General features: G+C 50.6%; 12 protein-coding genes. 2 read left to right on the top strand and 10 right to left on the bottom strand.

What is annotated here, in order from left to right:
- Window positions 1–34 precede the first annotated feature (34 nt).
- The 4 genes from V5T57_RS16505 to msrP all read right to left on the bottom strand — a co-directional run bounded on the left by V5T57_RS16505 (window position 35) and on the right by msrP (window position 7,852).
- Window positions 35–4,435: a translocation/assembly module TamB domain-containing protein gene (locus tag V5T57_RS16505; protein WP_332892355.1), complete on the bottom strand. Its 4,401-nt coding sequence runs from the start codon at window positions 4,433–4,435 to the stop codon at window positions 35–37.
- Window positions 4,435–6,213: an autotransporter assembly complex protein TamA gene (locus V5T57_RS16500; protein WP_332892354.1), complete on the bottom strand. Its 1,779-nt coding sequence runs from the start codon at window positions 6,211–6,213 to the stop codon at window positions 4,435–4,437. The genes V5T57_RS16505 and V5T57_RS16500 overlap by 1 nt, the downstream gene beginning before the upstream one ends.
- Window positions 6,214–6,281: 68 nt before the next feature.
- Entirely contained in the window at window positions 6,282–6,902 is a 621-nt protein-coding gene (gene msrQ / locus V5T57_RS16495; protein ID WP_332892353.1) for a protein-methionine-sulfoxide reductase heme-binding subunit MsrQ, read from the bottom strand.
- Window positions 6,902–7,852 carry a protein-methionine-sulfoxide reductase catalytic subunit MsrP gene (msrP, locus tag V5T57_RS16490; RefSeq protein WP_332892352.1) on the bottom strand — a complete coding sequence of 317 codons (951 nt, stop codon included), beginning with the start codon at window positions 7,850–7,852 and terminating at the stop codon, window positions 6,902–6,904. Before msrP ends, msrQ begins: the two co-directional genes overlap by 1 nt.
- 185 nt (window positions 7,853–8,037) lie before the next feature.
- On the opposite strand from msrP, the gene V5T57_RS16485 reads away from it, so the two are divergent.
- Together V5T57_RS16485 and V5T57_RS16480 are read left to right on the top strand one after the other, a co-directional pair.
- Entirely contained in the window at window positions 8,038–9,024 is a 987-nt protein-coding gene (locus V5T57_RS16485; RefSeq protein ID WP_332892351.1) for a sulfotransferase domain-containing protein, read from the top strand.
- An 85-nt stretch (window positions 9,025–9,109) separates the two neighbouring features.
- Window positions 9,110–9,955, top strand: a complete 846-nt coding sequence (locus V5T57_RS16480; protein WP_332892350.1) for a sulfotransferase family protein — start codon at window positions 9,110–9,112, stop codon at window positions 9,953–9,955.
- A 516-nt stretch (window positions 9,956–10,471) separates the two neighbouring features.
- On the opposite strand, the gene V5T57_RS16475 is transcribed toward V5T57_RS16480, so the two are convergent.
- The 6 genes from V5T57_RS16475 to V5T57_RS16450 form a co-directional block, all read right to left on the bottom strand.
- The gene (locus V5T57_RS16475; RefSeq protein ID WP_332892349.1) at window positions 10,472–11,011 is read right to left on the bottom strand and encodes a nitrous oxide reductase accessory protein NosL; all 540 of its coding nucleotides are present in this window, start codon (window positions 11,009–11,011) and stop codon (window positions 10,472–10,474) included.
- Between the two features lie 2 nt (window positions 11,012–11,013).
- Window positions 11,014–11,835, bottom strand: a complete 822-nt coding sequence (locus tag V5T57_RS16470; RefSeq protein ID WP_332892348.1) for a DUF2705 family protein — start codon at window positions 11,833–11,835, stop codon at window positions 11,014–11,016.
- Window positions 11,832–12,773, bottom strand: a complete 942-nt coding sequence (locus V5T57_RS16465) for an ABC transporter ATP-binding protein (RefSeq protein ID WP_332892347.1) — start codon at window positions 12,771–12,773, stop codon at window positions 11,832–11,834. The genes V5T57_RS16470 and V5T57_RS16465 overlap by 4 nt, the downstream gene beginning before the upstream one ends.
- Window positions 12,770–14,041 carry a nitrous oxide reductase family maturation protein NosD gene (locus V5T57_RS16460; RefSeq protein WP_332892346.1) on the bottom strand — a complete coding sequence of 424 codons (1,272 nt, stop codon included), beginning with the start codon at window positions 14,039–14,041 and terminating at the stop codon, window positions 12,770–12,772. The genes V5T57_RS16465 and V5T57_RS16460 overlap by 4 nt, the downstream gene beginning before the upstream one ends.
- Before the next feature lie 146 nt (window positions 14,042–14,187).
- Window positions 14,188–16,158 carry a TAT-dependent nitrous-oxide reductase gene (gene nosZ, locus V5T57_RS16455; RefSeq protein ID WP_332892345.1) on the bottom strand — a complete coding sequence of 657 codons (1,971 nt, stop codon included), beginning with the start codon at window positions 16,156–16,158 and terminating at the stop codon, window positions 14,188–14,190.
- Window positions 16,159–16,252: 94 nt separating this feature from the next.
- On the bottom strand, window positions 16,253–18,373 hold the full coding sequence (locus V5T57_RS16450; protein WP_332892344.1) for a 4Fe-4S binding protein: 2,121 nt from the start codon (window positions 18,371–18,373) through the stop codon (window positions 16,253–16,255).
- Between the last annotated feature and the right edge of the window lie 83 nt (window positions 18,374–18,456).

Genomic DNA, 18,456 nt, shown 5'->3' with positions numbered 1-18,456 from the left:
AGGTACAGCGCAGGCTATTCACCTACCCCATGGGCTAATACTCTTTTTTCCACTCCACACCAAATGCCGGCATATTGGTCTCATCAATATCGGTCTCTACCTGCACCCCTCGCCCAATATCCAACTCCAACCGAACTTTACGGGAGCCTGGCGCCAACCCTTTTTCCACCTCCAGGTAGACTTTATCGGTTAAATATTTTCCCACACTCACCGCACCAGTCTGTGGCGAATCGCCCTTAAACTCCATACGGTCAAAACCAATGGATTGCTGCACCTTATCCAATATTCCAGGGCCACCGCCACGCAGAGTATTCAGGGCACCCGCCAACTTAACCGCTTCTGCCGCCGTCAACCGGTCACTATCTCGGCCAAATAGAATGTTGGACAGAATTTCATCTCTAGGCCGTTCAGGCTCACTGGAAAACACAATTTCCGGTTTGGTGGCAGGCCCTTCCAACCCTATAATAGCTTGTAATGACTCTGTTTGTGTTTTGGCTTGTACACTAAGCTGGGGAACAGGGGGGGTTGCACCTGAAAAGGTCACATCCCCTTTATCAATGGCGTAACGCCGCCCTAATAGATCCAATTGGCCCTTCTTGATACCCAACCCACCCACCACCGAAGGGGCCAGCGTCGTACCTTTGACTTGCAGATCTCCTGCCCACTCAGACTCCAGCCCAAACCCCCGGACAAAAACCCGCCCTGGAACACGAATACGCAGATCCAAAAGACCTTTGGAAGGTTGAGCTTCTGGGGATTCCGTTTGCGGTTGGGCTTCTCCCCGACGTTTAATATCAACCGTCTCAATATCTGGTTTACCGGCAGGATCCGGTAGAAAAATATTGGCGTGGTTAAGGGTAATATCGCCATCAATGGCAAATGTCTGGGCATGACCAGACAGATGCACACCCCCCCCCAAATTGACAACCGCATCATCCCGCTGCACCAGGGTCATATTCTCCAAATTCAACTGCATCTCAACCGGGTGCGCACCATCTGCTTGGTAAGCCCCCTGCCCGGTTACCATCATCTTGCCTTTCAAACCATCGTGGGCACTAAAACGTTCTATAACCAGCCCCAGACCATCTATCCGGGCATTCATATTCATATCTAACAGACGTAAACCCGCTTCGGCCTGTTCAAACAAGCCATTTGTCAGCGTGATATGCCCTGAAGGTACGGGATGATCCAGACTACCTTTGATCGCCAAATCCAACCCAAGCTGTCCATCCAACCGTTGGGACTCCGGCAGGTCCAACCATGGCAGCAACCGCTTTAAGGCAAGGTTCCCCTTTAAATCACCTTTTATCTGGCCTGTCCGCTGAAGCTCAAATAGGTTGGGCTCTAAACTAAAGCGGGCAGGAACGGTCACATGCCCCTCTAAGGCACGCTCACCTAGGCCTGTTAATGCCACGGTACCTGTTATAGGCTGACCAGGAGAGAGCGCCAGTGACCCTTTACCATTGAGCAGAGGCACAGTGGTGCCAGAGGGGTTCGGCAGTTTAATGTTATCCAACTGCCATTGAGCCTTGAGAGTAGGCGCTGCCAGTTCACCGGCCAATTGAGCATCAACCCGCACCCACCCAGCCACACCTGCTTGCCGGATGGGGGGAAGCGTAGTTAAATCCACTTGCCCCTGAATGTGTGTCGTAATCTGCTTATGATCCTTGTGTAGGGTTGCTTGAACACCCCCCTCCCCCCATGTTAGATCTAAAGGCAGGCTGTTGAACTGGCCATCCGTCGTATGCTCAAACTGCCATGGCTGCTTAAGGGCCAATGGGGTTTTATCCCACGCACCCTTCAGGGTATGCAAAGCCAGCTTAATACCCGTTTTACTTTGTTCCACATCACCACTCAGCTGTATGGATAGCGGAGCAGCGACAAAACCTTGCCCCTGCAGACTAAAGGTCAGTTGCTCAGCCCCCCCCTGCATACGGGTTGAGAGCTGATCCAGCCGGTATTCGCCTTGTTCTACCCCCTGCAACTTAGCTGTTACCTGAACCTGAGGTGCGGTTTCTCCCAGCCCGGTCACTTGACCTGTAGCTGCCAGCTTCTTCAAGGCTATTGATTCAAAACCAAGGGCTTCACCCTGTATGGAAAAATCCAAGGCCTGCTTACTCTGATCAGCATGGAGATCCAGATCCAGCTTGCCTTGGATTTTTTTCAGCGCAGGATGCCAACTTTGCCAAGCCTGTAGGTTTTTGACCCCACCTTGCAGGTCTCCATTGACCCCCATGGTGGCTAAATTGACCCATAATGCACCCTGCAGATCCGTTTGTGGTCCTTGTATCGAGAGTTTGGGCAGTTTTAACCGCTGCTGTGCTTGATCCAAATTAAAATGACCGATCAATACGGCATCATCCCCACCATGGGTTGCTTTTAATGTGACGTGACCTTGGGGGTTTTTAAGTACATCATGGGCAAACAGATCCATAAGCACTTCAGGCAGCAACTGCCCGTCTTGGTATAGCTCCTCACCCCGTAGTTGCACCTGAACATCCGGGTTTTGCAACGGACCTGACAGCTCAAGATCCATGGCGAGTAAACCTGCGAGGTCCTGAGCCATCGGTCTCCCCACGGGCGCCAGATCAGCCACATGCAACTGCCCATCAAGTTGCACGTCACCTTTGGCGTAAAGCACCCCGTTACTCTGCCACTGGGCAACGGGTGTCGTGAGTTTAAGCTGCTTCAGGGTCAGATCACCACCAGGTACCAGCGCCACGTTGAGATCCATGCGGGGATCCTGCCCTAACCAACTGGCCAGTGGCTCAGGCCACTGCTGTAAGGCATGGCCCTGAAGGTGGCTATGGATGTGGATACGCTCTACCCCAGCCTCAACATCAACCTGCCCCCGCAGCCGCAACGTCCCTTTACCTTCTACCCCATGAGGTGCCAGAAGCTTGTGTAGCGGTGCACTATCGACAGATAGCGCCAACCCACCATGCTGTTTCAACAGGTCAAACGTCCCCCCAGCCTGTAAGGATAGGTGCCGCTCTTTGAGCGTAAACGTATGCAGCTGAAGGGGCGCTGAAGGGTGCCAACTTACGCGCCCTTTCCAGGCTGGGTTCAAGTGCCGGTCAGTTGCCGGTAGTGCCGCTAATGTGAGATCACTCTCCCCGTGGGTTTGAACCTCATACCCCCCTTTAGGATCGGGTATGGCCTTAAGCTTCCAACTGAAATGTTTAAGCGCAACATCCGGTAGCGTGGCTTGGGCTAAACGGACATCAACGGTTGCAGTGGGGGCCGTGAGCAAACCTGTAGCATGAACCTGAACAGAGCCTTGCCCTGAAATGGATTGGCCAATGACCGGTTGAAAGCTGGCAAGATCCTGGACATCTAGGGTCAAGTTACTAGAGAGCTTCGTACCATCCTGAACAGCCGCTTGACCCTGCAGTTGCCACCCTTGCCCCTTGAGCGCAATCTGCTCAACAGAAATCTGCTTGGGCTGTTGTTTTAACTGTAGGTTAAAGGGGAGTTCACCTTCTTTGAGCAGATCAGGAAGCCAAGGGGGTAGCGCAGCATGAGATCCTGACTTCCAGGTGCCATGCCAGCCTACATCCATACCCTGCGCGGTTTGGGCCAGCGAGAACTGACTGCGTACAACCCCCCATGCGCTGGAGTTGACCTGTAATTGGGCCGACCACTGTTGCAACGGCCCCTGACCGTGTAACTGCAGATGGTGTGTATCGTCCGTTCGTGCCCCTAAATAGGCTGCACTTAAAGCCCCGGAGAGTGTTAAATCCTGAGCTAATGTCAGTGTCAGTGGTCCGTCCAGCCCCAAAGCACCCTGGATATGAAGTTTAAGGTCGGTGTTATCCAGGCCCTGCAGGTCAAGTGAAAGGGGCTTTTGTTGGTTTTCTGTCACTTGAGCCAGCCCCATTTTTAGGGACAAAGAGAGTGGCACCCCCCCTGTTAAGGGGGCATCTAACTGAATCCGATTTATGGCCATATGGGGTAGCTCAAGCGCAGCTAACAGTGGTGCAAAATCAGGCGCTTGCGCAGATGTCTCATCGGTGGGGCGGGGTTTCTTGGTTGAACGATCTTCTGTCACTGGTGGACGTTGAACATGCAACTGGGCCAACGTCAGAGCATCGATCCGTAAGCGACCTTGCAACAGCGCACGGGGTTGCCACCCTATATGGGCATCCTGTGCCGTCAACCAGACCCCTTTTTGATCTTTGATCACCACGGTGTCTAAGTGCAGATCAACCAAACTTAGACCCTTGGGAGAGAAGTGCAGCTCAACCCCAGCTTGTTCCGCAAGGACCACAATATGGTTTTGTACCCACGCTCGAAGCGGCGTAAAGTGCCAAGCGCCAGCAAGAATAAGAGGCACAACAAACAACACAACCACAAAAAGCTGTAAGATCCGCCCCCACCAAGAACGGGTTGTTTTGACTGTGGTACTCTCTTGTTCTGAAGGTTCATGCACCATTAAAAGGCCTGCCCAATACTGAGGTAGATCTGAAAAGGATCATCAATCCCTTGTCGTTGTTTGGTCGGCACCCCGATATCCAAGCGAAAAGGACCCAAGGGGGAAGCATACCGAACCCCCAGTCCTACACCGATCAGAGGATCAGCTGAGCCATCAGGTATGGCAGAGGCATAGGCACGCCCAGCATCCACAAACGCCACCATACCAACCTTGTCCACGACCCGGTAACGAACCTCACTGTTAATAACCAACATAGAGCGACCACCAATGGGTAGATATTCACCATCCAGTGGACCTGCTAACTGGTGCCCATAACCCCGCAAGGTTCCACCACCCCCCACATAAAAACGTCGATCTACCGGCATGGCACTATACTCTGCCCCTAAAGCCATGCCTACCTGTAGACGGCCAGCCAACACCAAGCGTGGTTTGGCCTGTAGCTTCCAATAACCACTGGTGTGGCCACTTACCCGCAAATAGTTGGTGGCATCTCCAACCAACTTCACCACGGGGGCCAGCTCTAAGCCCATGCGGTAACCCTCAACCGCATCCAAAGGATCATCAGTAGCATCTGCACTCAAACCAATCGGCAGAGTGAGTGTGGCGTAGTTATCCTGTTGGTTGCTGCTTAGATCCTCCAACGTTGTCATGCCTAGCTTTACCCCAAAGCTTAGATCATAGGGTTGACGCCAAGGCCACAACAGCCCCCCTTCAACATCCAAACCTGTCCGGTCATACGCCTCCTCCTGAGCCCGCTCCAAGATGGTCGACACACGCAAGGTTCGCCGTCGCTGTCCAAAATCAGGCTTGGTATAGTTGGCTTTGAGTAGCTGCTGGTCACTACTTAACTGCGATGTAAAACTGACATTCTCGCCCGCCCCAAAGTAGTTGCGGTGGGCCCATGAAGCATGGACACGGGGCCCTTGATCACTATGCCAACTGCCACCCGCACGGATGGTCCGCCTTGGTTTATCCTCTAAGCTAATTTGTGGCGACCAGTGGCCATCCGGTGCAGGCTGTTTGGGTAGTTGAATGCGTACTTGCCGAAAAAGCCCGGTCGTGACCAAAGCCTGACGCAGCTCAACCATGCGTTCGGGATGGTAAGAAACCCCTACTTGCCATGGGATACGCCGCTGCAAAAAAGCAGGGTCGACATCCTTATTACCTATCAGGGTTGGTGACCCCAAGGTGACCTGGGGCCCAGGATTGATCCGAAACGTCAGATCCAATGTATGGTTTTTTGGCTGCGCCCAGGCTTCGCGCCCCTCTACATGGGCAAAGGGGTAACCAAGGCTGCGGCTCTGAACAATCAGTTGCTCTTGTGCATCCAGGATGGAACGGGATTGTGCTGCTTCTCCTTGTTTTAAACCCAGGGTATCGGGTAAAGGCGGTGTATAGCCCTCATAACCAGGCAGAGCTTCAATATCCACACGTGCCAGACGATACATCGTACCCGTTGTGACTTTAAAGCGGAGTGTGTATGGGGGTTTTTCCTCTGTAATAGGCAGCAGATCAACCCGCCCATCCAAGTAACCACGGGAGCGCAAGGCTGCTTCCAGTTGCTCTAAATCTTTACGGCCACGCTGGGCTAACAGAAAAGAGCTCGGTGGCGGCTGATCTGTACGTGCCTTACTTTCGGAGACTTTTTCCAGCAATGTGACGAGGGGGCTGCCCTCTTCAAGACCCGTAAAGAGAACATGGTAAGGCACCCGGTCTGCCGCAGACACAGCCCACGCAAAGGGCCAAAGCAGCGCAATAAAAAGGATTAAACGACGCATGAAGCTTCCGGGTAACAAAAAGGCTTGGGAGACCCCGGTCCAACCAGAGGGGACAATTGCCTATTATGTCACACCTTGACCCATTTGGTTGCCCATATTTGCAGGGGTTGAGAACGCCAGAGTCGCCATATCAATAGAATGCCAATACAAAGCGCCATTTGGTGGGCAAAACGATAATCCGCCTTGGTTAACCAATAAAGATGAATCAGAGCCATAGGGGCGATTAGATAGACCAACTTATGCAGTTGTTTCCAGCGCTTGCCGCCCAAGCGACGGACCATTCCATTATTGGAGGTCATGGCCAAGGGTAACAAGAGCACAAAGGTCGCCATACCGATGGTGATAAAGGGTCTTTTTAAGATATCTTTCCCTATGGCGGCCCAATCAAAAAATTGGTCCAGACCCACATAGAGCAGAAGGTGCAATAACCCATATCCAAAACAGGCTACCCCGAGATTTCGGCGGAACCGCCCTAACTGTTTATAGCCTGTTAAAGTAAGAAGGGGTGTGACCGAGAGTGTGGCCGTTAAGAGATAGAGACTCCAACGACCACTGGCGCGGATGACAGACTCAATGGGGTTGGCCCCCAGCTCTCCGGCAAACAGCTGTTGGGTATACCACGCTATAGGCATCAACATCATCAGCATGAGCACGTATCGGGCACGGTTCCAGTTTAGCCACGGTATCATTAAAAACGCACCCGTAGATCCATACCGCTATAGAGTTCTGCAACATAATCTTCATAGCCATTATACATGAGCGTTTTACGTTTAAGAAAATCCCCAATGCGGCGCTCTTTTGCCTGGCTCCAACGCGGATGATCAACATGGGGGTTAACGTTTGCGTAAAACCCATACTCTTTAGGCGCATGCAGGTTCCAAGAGGTCGGTGGCTGTTCTTCGGTCAGGCGAATTTTAACAATGGATTTAATGCTCTTAAATCCATATTTCCAGGGTACGACCAGCCGTAAAGGGGCACCATTTTGGTTCGGCAAAACATGTCCGTAAAGCCCTACGACCATGAAGGTCAATGGGTTCATGGCCTCATCCATACGTAACCCTTCAACATAAGGCCAGTCGATGATGGATCGTTTTTGCCCTTTTAAGGTTTTCGGATCATAGAGCGTTTCAAATGCCACATACTTTGCTCGGCTCGTTGGTTCGAAGCGCTTAAGCAGATCAGCAAGAGGAAAACCAATCCAAGGTACAACCATTGACCAGGCCTCGACACATCGTAAGCGGTAGATACGCTCTTCTAATGCATGAGGTTTCATTAAATCTTCAATACTGATTTTTCCTGACTTGGTCACCTCCCCTTCAATGGAGACCGTCCAAGGGTCTGTTTTTAACCACGCTGCATTTCGGGCTGGATCTTTTTTACGTGAACCCAGTTCATAAAAATTACAATAGCCTGTCACCGACTCATATTCCGTCAAAGCCTCTTTAGGGGCAAAGCTTGTGTTCTTTGTATGGGACATCGGCTTGCCTGTGGGTTTTTCTGCCGCGCCAACCCAAGATGGCGTCATTCCCAAGGTCAAAGCTGTGGCTGTGGCCATGGACCCTTCAATAAACCGTCGCCGATTGAGGTAGAGTTTTTGATCGGTGACCGCATGCTCTTTTAAATCCGGTTGCCAACGCATCTGTTTCTCCAAATAGGACAGGCTTTTGATTTGTTTTTAGTTTGAGTAGTCACACTGGCCGGTTGTTCCCCGCTTGCCGTCAGCTGAGAAAAGAATCTCCTCTCCAGGCAACCTTTCTACCCTGGTTTGAAAATTGCACATTCACTGCCCTAGTATGACTGATGACCCATGCCTGGAAGGCCACCATGATTTTAAAAATTCATAAGATCAACCATAGCCTTGATGGTGAAGATAGCATTCCACTATTAAACGCTCACACATCCGATTTCATTCGGGATTTTTATACCACCGCCAATACACGTTTTGATATTGAATCGGACGCTAAACAGGTTTTGATCTGTTCACAGCCCCGCAGTGCCTCAACTTTTTTAAGTAATGTCCTGCGTCAAGCCCTCTCCTATACAACGGTACACTTTGGTGAACAGGTTCAAATGGGCCAGTTGGCCGCTAAGTTGGGCATCACCCCACCAGAAGGGGAAAATACAGGCTTCATTGCGCCCAATCATCAGCTGTATATGCCGATGGTACTGGGGATTTCTGCGACCAATTGCAATAATATTTCCCATCATCATCTTATTGCCAACCTACATACCTTATGGCAAATGACCCTGACGGATAACTTTATCCCCATTGTCACCACCCGAAATATTGCAGACTCTCTGGTGAGTATTCGGGATAGCTTGGTTAAACATTCACCCGACACCATCACCGATTATATGGCCCAATTTACCCTTTCTGGCATCGATTTTATGTGGCGTTACCGTTCAGGGGACATGATCAAAAAATTCCTGGAGGGGGATGAAAGCTATCGCTTAGATATGTTGATCGACCTCTTAGCACCTTGGTTTTTTGACTATCTGCTCTCTTGGCATAATCTGGCCCGTAAAAAGATCATTGATATCCGCTTTGTTGATTATGAACAGATCACCCGGCAGGATTTTCAAACGGTGCGATCCTTAATTACCCACATTGGGGCTGAAGCGACGGATGATCAGATTCACTCCGCCATACGCAGTATCAAAGGTGACCGGCAAAAGTCAGAGTTTAATGTGGGTAAAACGGGACGTGGCAAAGACCAATTAAGCCGAGATCAACATAAACGGTTACGCCAAATAGGTAGCTACTATGCCGATGATGAAACCGTACATCGCTTTACCTACGCGCCAGAATAACAAGATAGACCGAACAACCTGTTAAAGCTGTCAATCTTTTATTCTTATCTCATTTGTAGCAGATACCATGATAAATGGAGCCCCCATGGACCCCATGTCTCAAGCCCCCAACCGTCCCAACTATCTTTTTGTGGGTGGTGCCGCCAAATCGGGCACCACATGGCTACAAAAAATTATCAACAGCCACCCCCAAATGATCTGTAAAGGAGAGGGTAAATTTCTCTTTCTCTTTTTAGGGCTTGATGAAGTACGAAAACTCCACGATGCCCACCAGAATGTCGGCCCAGAGTTCTCCTTAAACAACACAGATCGGCTGGCCCTGTTCTCCGTAGCTTGTGAACGTATTTTAGAGCGTTACTGGCAGAATGAGCCGGGCATTCTTTGGGTCGGGGATAAATCTACCGAGAACAGCCTGACCGTGGAACTCTGTTCTGCTGTGTTTCCTAGTAGCCGATTTATTTATATTGTTCGGGATCCTAGAGATGCTGCAGTTTCAGGCTGGCACCAGAACGTACGGGAACAAAATGCCAGTTTTATCGAACAGGGTTTTGATAAGGACATGATGGCATTTAGCCGTTTTGCTACTGAGATATCCTGGATGCACGCCATTGAAAAAGCCTATGCTTTTGAACAGCGCATGCCAAACAACGCGTTTCGTATTCATTATGAACAGCTGCTGCTCCAACCCAATGAGATTGTCACGGATCTGTTTAATTTTTTAACGGTAAACAGTGATATCGGGTTGGTGGAAGAGGTCGTGCAGAAAAATCTGTTTAAAAATGTGACAGGCCGCAACCCTGGTGATGAATCCAAGACATCGGATGCCCGTAAAGGCATTGCTGGGGATTGGAAAAACCATATGACAGAAGCTCAAGGCCAGGAAATTTTAGACCTGACCAAAGGGCTAGCACAAAAACTGGGTTACCAGTAATCAACATGCTTCACCCTGACTTAAACCGGTCATGCGCCCGTTCCATGTCGTCCGAGATCCGACCGGCCCAGCCTTGCGCATGAAGCAAGGCAAGGCCGAGCCCTGCCCTAAAAGCACGGGTATCTGAGCTCCCCTCTCTCAACAGATAGAGAGCCTCCCCCATAAAAGCCTTTCACCTAGGGCAGACATGGAGAAATACCTACGTGATGAGAGCGGAGAGTCACACCTTCTAAGCTGAAGATCACTCAAAAAGATCAAACACAACAGCGGTGATGGCGTAAAAGAGTCCTACTAGTTTAAAGCATTTAAAAGGACAGAAAGAAATTCAGCAAGGGGAGACCATCTAATGGATAAGTGTGGTCGCCATAAATAACAGCCACACCCGCAGCAAAAGCTCTTAGAACATGACACTCAAAAGGGCATTGCACCCGATCTGGGCTCTACCTATCACGGTATCAACAGGTAGCGAGTAAGGCCCCTTGTGGTTACTCATCCCCTCCACATCCCCTGCCCCATTCACGTCCCCGGGTGAGGTTTAGATGGGGTCTCATTCTCAACCTGCTCAATTCCCATGAGATAAGAGTGGGGCATATTGTCCAAGGTCACCACTTTTCCGCCATGATCCACAACAAACGCCTGGGCCGCCCCAACGCTTGCAAAGGGCACCGACTCTGCTCCCCCCATGCCACCCCGTTGATCACTATGGATCACATAGAGACTACTTTTTGCATCCAGCCATTGGAGCTGTTTTCTGTCTCCCCAACTGCTGGGGCTGGCCATATCACTCACATAAGCAGCAACAACACGATGCGACCACTCTGGTGCAGCAACAAAGGTCAGCATATCCCGCACTGTGGAGAACCAAAATGGCTCAGGCTCACCTTTAATAAACAGTTGGCCAACAGGCCCCTGGTGCTCGGATAAAAACATACCGCAACTCTTACCCACCACAGCGTCGTCATACATCGCAGGTTTGGGTTTTTCAGCCATAAGCGCGGCTTGATCACCACCACAAGCACTCAACAAAACAAACAGAGATAGCCAGAGTATACGCATGATCAAATCTCCCGACGTTGGAACAGCAGCCCCGCAACACCCAGCGGTGCGGCAATCCATACCATCATTGCCGTAATGGGTAACCAACCTGGCAATGCCTCCATACCCGCCAACATACCTGAGAATTGTCGAATATTATCCAACCCACCCAGATTAAAAATACGAAATGCATCAGCAGGATTAAGCATTAACAAATAAGGGAACACCTCAGGTGGAATCCAGTCTGGCGCAGCCACCAGCACACCCAACAACGCGGCATCAAAAAGCAGAACAAACAGCAGCCAGACCGCCACAGCCCAAGCGGCTGCCACCCCCCGCTCACGAGAAGCCACACTAAACAGCATGGCCATAGCAGTAAAAGCCAGCGCCATTAATATGGATGTACTGAGCAGGCGAGCAAAGGCAATCAACCCCTCCTGCTCCAAACCGTCAGTGCCAAACAAAGGCACCAGTAACGCCACACCATAACCAATGGCCGTTGCTGTGGTAATAACCATGGCATGGCCTAAAAATTTACCGGCTAAGATCTCCCAGCGTTCTACGGGGTAGGTAAGCAACAGTGTCAACTGACCAGTTTCCGCCTCACCAACAATGCCATCATAGGCCAACATTAAGGCAATTAAGGGCAATAAAAAGATGGAAAGTGAGGCCAAACTAACCACCGTAATTTCCAAACTTCCAACCCCAACACTACCCACAGGTGCAGAACCTAATAGAGAAAGCCCCAATGACAGTGCCGCCAACAGCAGTGTGGCAGAGAGGATCCAACGGTTTCTTAAACGGTCACCATACTCTTTACGGGCAATGATCATCACCGTACTCATGAGAGCATACCCTCCTGCTGATCAGCCTGTTGACAGTGGTGAAAATAGACCGCGTCTAGACTGGGACGTTCAATGTGGATATCCGACAGTGCAATGCCAACCCCATGAATGTCAGAGATTAAAGCTGCTGTATCATGATCAGGACAACTCAACTTTAAAGCATGACCATTTATACGGCTATGGGCCCGGCCCAAACGTTCAGCCAGTTGTATCGGTCCCTCTTCATCCGACATCATCACCTGAACAGTAACCGGCAAATCGGCTTCACGGCGCATACGGTCCAAAGAACCAGAGAGCACCAGTTTGCCACGCCTGAGAATGGCAGCCCGATCACAACGCCCCTCCAACTCCGGTAGGTGGTGGGTTGAGATAATGATGGTGACACCATACTGTTTTTGCAAAACCTGAAGCCGGTCAAACATGGCAAGCCTTTGGGCAGGGTCCAGCCCTGTTGTTGGCTCATCCATTAACAGAAGTTTAGGCTCACCCAAGAGCATTTGTGCCAAGCCCAGCCGCTGACGCATGCCTTTGGAATACCCACCAACAGCACGGTTGCGAGCCTCAGTCGGTAACCCAACTTCTTCAAGCAAGCTCTCGCACTGTTTGATATCCACCCCTTTTAAACGGGCGTAAAAAGCCAAGGTTTCTAACCCGGTCATGTTCCCTTGAAATGCGACATTTTCAGGAAGAAAGCCAATCTGCTGCCTTAAGGACTGAGCATCACGCCCACGTGGGTCTTGCCCCAAAACCGCCAGGGAGCCACCACTGTTGCGCATTAAACCCAATGCCAGCTTCATGAGGGTGGATTTACCCGCACCATTATGGCCCAGCAAAGCAAAGGTTTGTCCTTGCTCAATAGTCAGGCTCACCCCATCTAACGCCGCAGGACCGCGACGCTGATAGCGCTTGCTTAAATTTTCACAGGTGATGGCGTTCATCCGCCCTCTCTCCCCGTTTGCGCAACCGGTTTCATCAAAGGATAACTGTCTACAATGCCACCTGGCAGTAGTGCCGGAAAACGCCGTTGTGCCACCCGCAATGTCTGTACCGCAGGGCTGGTCGTTAACAGCCGCGCCAGAGGATAACGCCACATCACCACATCCATCATATCATTGGGGCGGTAGGCGGCATCCGCACGTTGATCCTTATTCAAGTCAAAAGCAGGGTGATCACTCCAGTAGTTACCACGCCCTTTGACGGACCACTCCAAATGCCGGGTACCCACATACTTAACCTGTTTTCGGTTACCCACAAAAGCATTGCCATGGATTAGGTTATCCTGGGAGCCTGCGGTGAAGTGTATACCAATGTCACACCCCTGCAGATGGTTATCCCGGATTTCGTTTTTGGAAGCATTATAAAGAAACAGGCACTTTCCAGGCCCTTTGTCGGCGTTGCCTTGCTCAACCAGATTCTCATAAATGTTGGATCGGTGGGTAAAGTTAAGCATCAAACCATGGTCGCGGTCCGCCACTGAGCGGTTATGGGCAACCTCCAACTTTTTAGAGAACATCAAGGCATAGCCCAAATGGTTGCCTTCGGAATAGTTACCCATAACTTTGTTTTTATTGGCGTACATGTAGTGAATAGCAAAACGTACATGGGTAAAATGATTGTTCAGAAGTGCATTGCCGTGACTGGTGGTAATAAAAATACCATCCCGTCCAAACCGTACCTTATTGCCATCAATACGGGTACCTGTGGTATTCCAAAGATGTATGCCGTTACCACGTTCATTCAGGCGACGTGTCTGCATACCATCGATTTTATTATTTAATACAAAAGCTCGTTTGGCACCCTGTACAAACACCCCAAACAAATTATCTTTAAAATAATTATTCTCTACAACAGCATCGTGGGCTTTTTTATCCAGCAACACACCCGCATTATGGGCGCCAAGATCCTCACCTGATCCAGAGACCAATAATCCAGAGATGGTCACACCCGGTGCGATGACCCGTATAACACTGTTTTTATGATCACCAATAATCCGCGCCCCAGGCTGCCCAGTAATGCGCAGTGAGCGATCTACAATGACGGAACCATGGTAATCACCAGGGGAAAGAACCAACTCATCCCCATCTTGAGCATGATCAATATGCGCTTGAAGGTTGGATTGAGGGGTCACGGTAAGGGTTGCAGCCAGCGAGATCTGCGCAGTGACCAGCACCACCAAGCCTCCAAGCAGACCTGTCCATCGTTTCATCTGCCACCCCACCATGAAGCCCTCTCCTGTAAGCCAATCAGATAGGCGTCTCGAAAAACCCGAGAAGACCTACCTGAATGACTTGAAGCCCGGTGGTTGCCATCCCGCCGTGTAGGGCGGCAACCACCGGAACACACACACACTTTTTACTTCTTAGGATTAACAATCATCCGGCCACGCATTTCCATATGCAGTGCGTGACAGAACCACTGACAGTAGTACCACCAGACACCAGGACGGTCAGCCTTAAAGGTGATGGATGCGGTCTGTTGAGGACCAATTTCCATCGCTGCACCATGACCAGTCATGGTAAAGCCGTGGGTCAGGTCAGAGAGGTCATCCATATTGGTGATGATAACCGTAACCTCATCCCCTTCTGTCACCTCAAACTGATCCAAGCTAAAGGTTGGTGCGGTAGAGACCATGTAGACACGTACTTTGTTACCGTCACGGATAACATGCGCAGCATCTTCAGGATCCACACCATCAGCCTTGGCCATTGCAATGGTTGCGGCAAAGGTGGGGTCATCACGCTTGTAAGCATCCGCTGGGTTCATCAATGAGCGGTGTACCATGGTGCAGTCATGGGGCTCGGCAAAGGCAGGGCCGTCATGAACCACTTTCATCTTGTCACCAGAAATATCGATCAACTGATCGTTTTCAGGCTTCAAAGGACCAACATTCAAGAAGCGGTCTTTAGAGAACTTACACAGCGATACAAGCCACTTACCATCGGCATCCTTGGTTTCACCCATGGTGGTATGGTTGTGACCAGGCTGATACTGCACATCCAGCTTTTGACGGATGAAGCTTACCTTCTCACCATTATAAGACTTAATGGCATCTTCAACGTTCCATTTAACAATTTGGCTGTCCAGGAACACGGTGGTGTAGGCATCACCTTTACCATCAAAGGCCGTGTGCAAGGGCCCCAAGCCCAGCTCAGGCTCAGCAACCACACAATCACGTGGCTTGATCTTACCTGTAAACAGATCAGGGAAGCGCGCCCACTCCAGCACAGTCACAGTGGGAGAGAGCTTACCGTTGATGACCACATATTTGCCGTCAGGTGCGGTGTTACAACCGTGAGGGCTGGTGGAGATTGGAATGTAGCGTGCGTAAGGTGAACCCTTTTCACCGGGCAACATGGGTACACCATTAACCATTTTAGCCTTACCGGCTTTGACGGCTGCTTCAATGGCCTTAATATCAAAGATCACCACGTGATCCTGCTCACCCTCTGTCATATCAGCCAGGTTAACGCCCTCTTCAGCGTTGTAGCAGGTCGCTGCGACATATTTACCCTGATAATCACAGTCGTTGTTGTCCAGGTTACCACTAACGGTCAGCTGCCAAGCCACTTTCATGGTCTCGCCATCAACGGCACTAAAGACAGAACGATACTTGGTAGGATCGTTACGATCGCGCCCATCATTGATGACCGGTGCACGGTATTCACCATTACAGAAGACATAGCCGGTCTTGGGGTACTTCTGCACACGCAGACCATGAATAGCCTGAGCATTAGGAATTTCCAAAACGGTGTCGGTCTTCATGATATCTACACGGATACGCGCAATACGAGTATTGGCTTTATCGTTGATGTAGACATAACGGCCATCATAGGTGCCATCGGTAAAGGAGGGGTGAGGATGGTGGGTATCACCATTTAGGAACTCACCACCACGATCGGCCAAAAACTTTTTGGTTCCTGGGGTAAGATTGTCGGTCAAAATTTTCAGTGACTCGTTGGTCATACCCCAACCGGTTGCGGAACAACGGTTAAAGACAGGGATACGCATCAACTCACGCATGGAGGGAATGCCCATAATGCGCACTTCACCTGATTGACCACCAGACCAGAAACCGTAGTACTCATCCAGCTCACCTGGTGCGACATGCGCGGTATTCTTGCTGGCGGCTTCGGCCTGACTGGGCATCAAGGCAGCCGTTGCGGCACCACCTGCCACAGCACCACCACCCACCTGCATCAGAGACGCCATAAAGGTGGCTCTGGCACTGGAATTAAGCAGGTCACGACGGGTCAAGCCCCCTTCGGCCCGCGGTGCCGGATTAACCTCAGTTTGTTCCTCTTGTACTTTCTTCTCGTCAGCCATTGTTCCACCCTTTTCAAGATACGTCGAAAATGATGTCCCCCCGATAGGACACCGTGCGTTATGGAGATCTAACGGTTCCCCAAGAACTCAGTATTCACCCAGCGTCATCTGCTTGAGCTTCTTTTGTTTCTGCCTGTTGCTGTGCCACCTTAATCTTCATCTCTTCTCGGCGTTTGCGCTTAGCCTCACCTTTAACCAAAGGCGGACAAACCGAGCAGTCATGGTAGATCACCTGACAATCCATACAGTAGAAGCACTCGTTAGGATTGATGGGCCCTTCAGGATGGATCGCCTGGATATGGCAATCCTTGGCACAAATTTGACACTCTGTACCGCACTGTTTGCGCCGTTTAAGCCAGTCAAACATACGCATACGGCCTGGTATCGCCAACGCAGCCCCCAGCGGGCAGAGATAGCGACAGAAGAAGCGATAGATAAAGGCACTGGCTACCAGCATAGCCAAGGCCCAGATCACAAAGATCACTTCACGATTGAACTTCAACAAAATAGCGGTTTTAAACGGTTCCACCTCGGCATAGAACTCAGCTTGAGCCAAGCTATGGAACGAGACCCCTAACAGACCCAAAAAGATGAGATATTTAATGGGCCATAGACGTTCGTGTGTATTAAACTTGATATGGAACTGCTTAAAGCCAAGGTAGCGAGCCAGAAGATGCATAAACTCTTGCATCGCACCATAAGGGCAGAGCCACCCACAGTAAGGTCCACGCCCCCAGAACAGCAGTGAGACCGCCACCACAATCCAAAGAATGAACACCAAAGGTTCCAGCAGGAAGAAGTCCCAACGGAAACCACCAGCCAGCGCATTGGTAAAGGTCAGAACATTGACCACAGAGAGCTGAGCTTGGGCGTAGTAACCAATCCACACCACAGTAAAGGTCAGAAAACCATATTTTAAGCGGTTAAACAGAACCGGACGTTTGACCAACCAGGCTTGGTAGAAGAACATCCAAGTTAATAGAAGCAGTGCGGCACAGAGAATTCCAATGGACCATACACGTTGCTTCCAAATACGCTGCCATAACGCCTCTTCCTCAGCCAGCATGGCCTCTGGAGATGCCGCCAATTTGGTTCGCTTTAGATAGATCTCAGGCGGGTTATAACCCAAAGAGAATGTGGTAAAGGCTTTTTCAATGGCCCCTTTAAAGCGGTAGGCCAACAGCTCCAACGCCCAAGGTTTGGCCGGATCAAAGGTGTAGGCCTCTGGAATTTTAAAGAGACCAATTTCTGTAAACTTAGGGGAGTCTTCCGGTGCCAGATCGCCAAGACGACGGTACTGTTTATCCCGGAAGATAATACTGTTATCCCCTTGCAAAAGCTGGAAGCGGTCAAAGATCGCCCCACGGACAAAACCGGATCCACGGAAGGAGTAACGACCATTGGCCATAATCAAAATGGCCTGCTGGCCAGGTGCCAACCAGTTATTAAGGTTTTTGAACTCCTGCTCACCCAAAAGGTTACGACCAATAAGATCTGGCGTAATTAATGAGGCGTAAAGATCAATAAAGACACCATCTGCAGGGGGTTTGTCTTCAAAGGCCGCTTGCTCAACCTTTTGACGTTCAAAAGCAGCATCCACCTCACGATTGGTCAAAATCAAGCGACGAACCGAACCATCGCCAAGGAGATCCATCCAACCTTTTTCGCTATAGGTTGGGTTGCTGAGCTCAACTTTTTCTGTACCACCATCCGCTTTTAACCCTGCCGCACCCCGACTACGCAGAACTTTCATGGCACCACGCAACATACTCTCACGGACCACAATGGCCGTTACCGTGGCCCCACTGATGGCATCATAGCCACTCTCATTACTGGCAATGACCTCTGGCACGTTCATGCCGATGTAACGGGCTACAAAATCCAGCAGTTTTTTCTCTGGAATGCCCACCAGCAGGATCGGCTCATGATGCTCAATAAGCTTGGCCCCGACAATGGTACCAGCCAGATCAACCCCGACCACCACACGGATAGGCTTGCCACTGTAGCCGATAGCACTGACAGCCTCAGAGGCAATAAAGGCATAACCAAGCAACGCATCGCCTTTAAAAGCTTTGACCGCTTTGGGTTCGCCCTCGGGCTCACTAAAACGATCGGCACCAGGAAAGACTTCGCTCCAGGTAAAGTCCACTTCATAGGCACGAAAAGATTTGGCCTCTACAGGACCAGAAGATAGGGTAAAAAGGAGTGTGAGCATGCCCAATACGGCACACCTAAAGACTGCAGAAACATGGTCCATCACATAAGACATTCGCCACCCCGCCATGGGATTACAAGGAA

Origin of the sequence: Magnetococcus sp. PR-3 (genome assembly GCF_036689865.1) — a bacterium.
GTDB lineage: Bacteria > Pseudomonadota > Magnetococcia > Magnetococcales > Magnetococcaceae > Magnetococcus.
The sequence above is the reverse complement of the archived record's forward strand: the minus strand, read 5'-3'. Positions and strand labels throughout refer to the sequence as shown.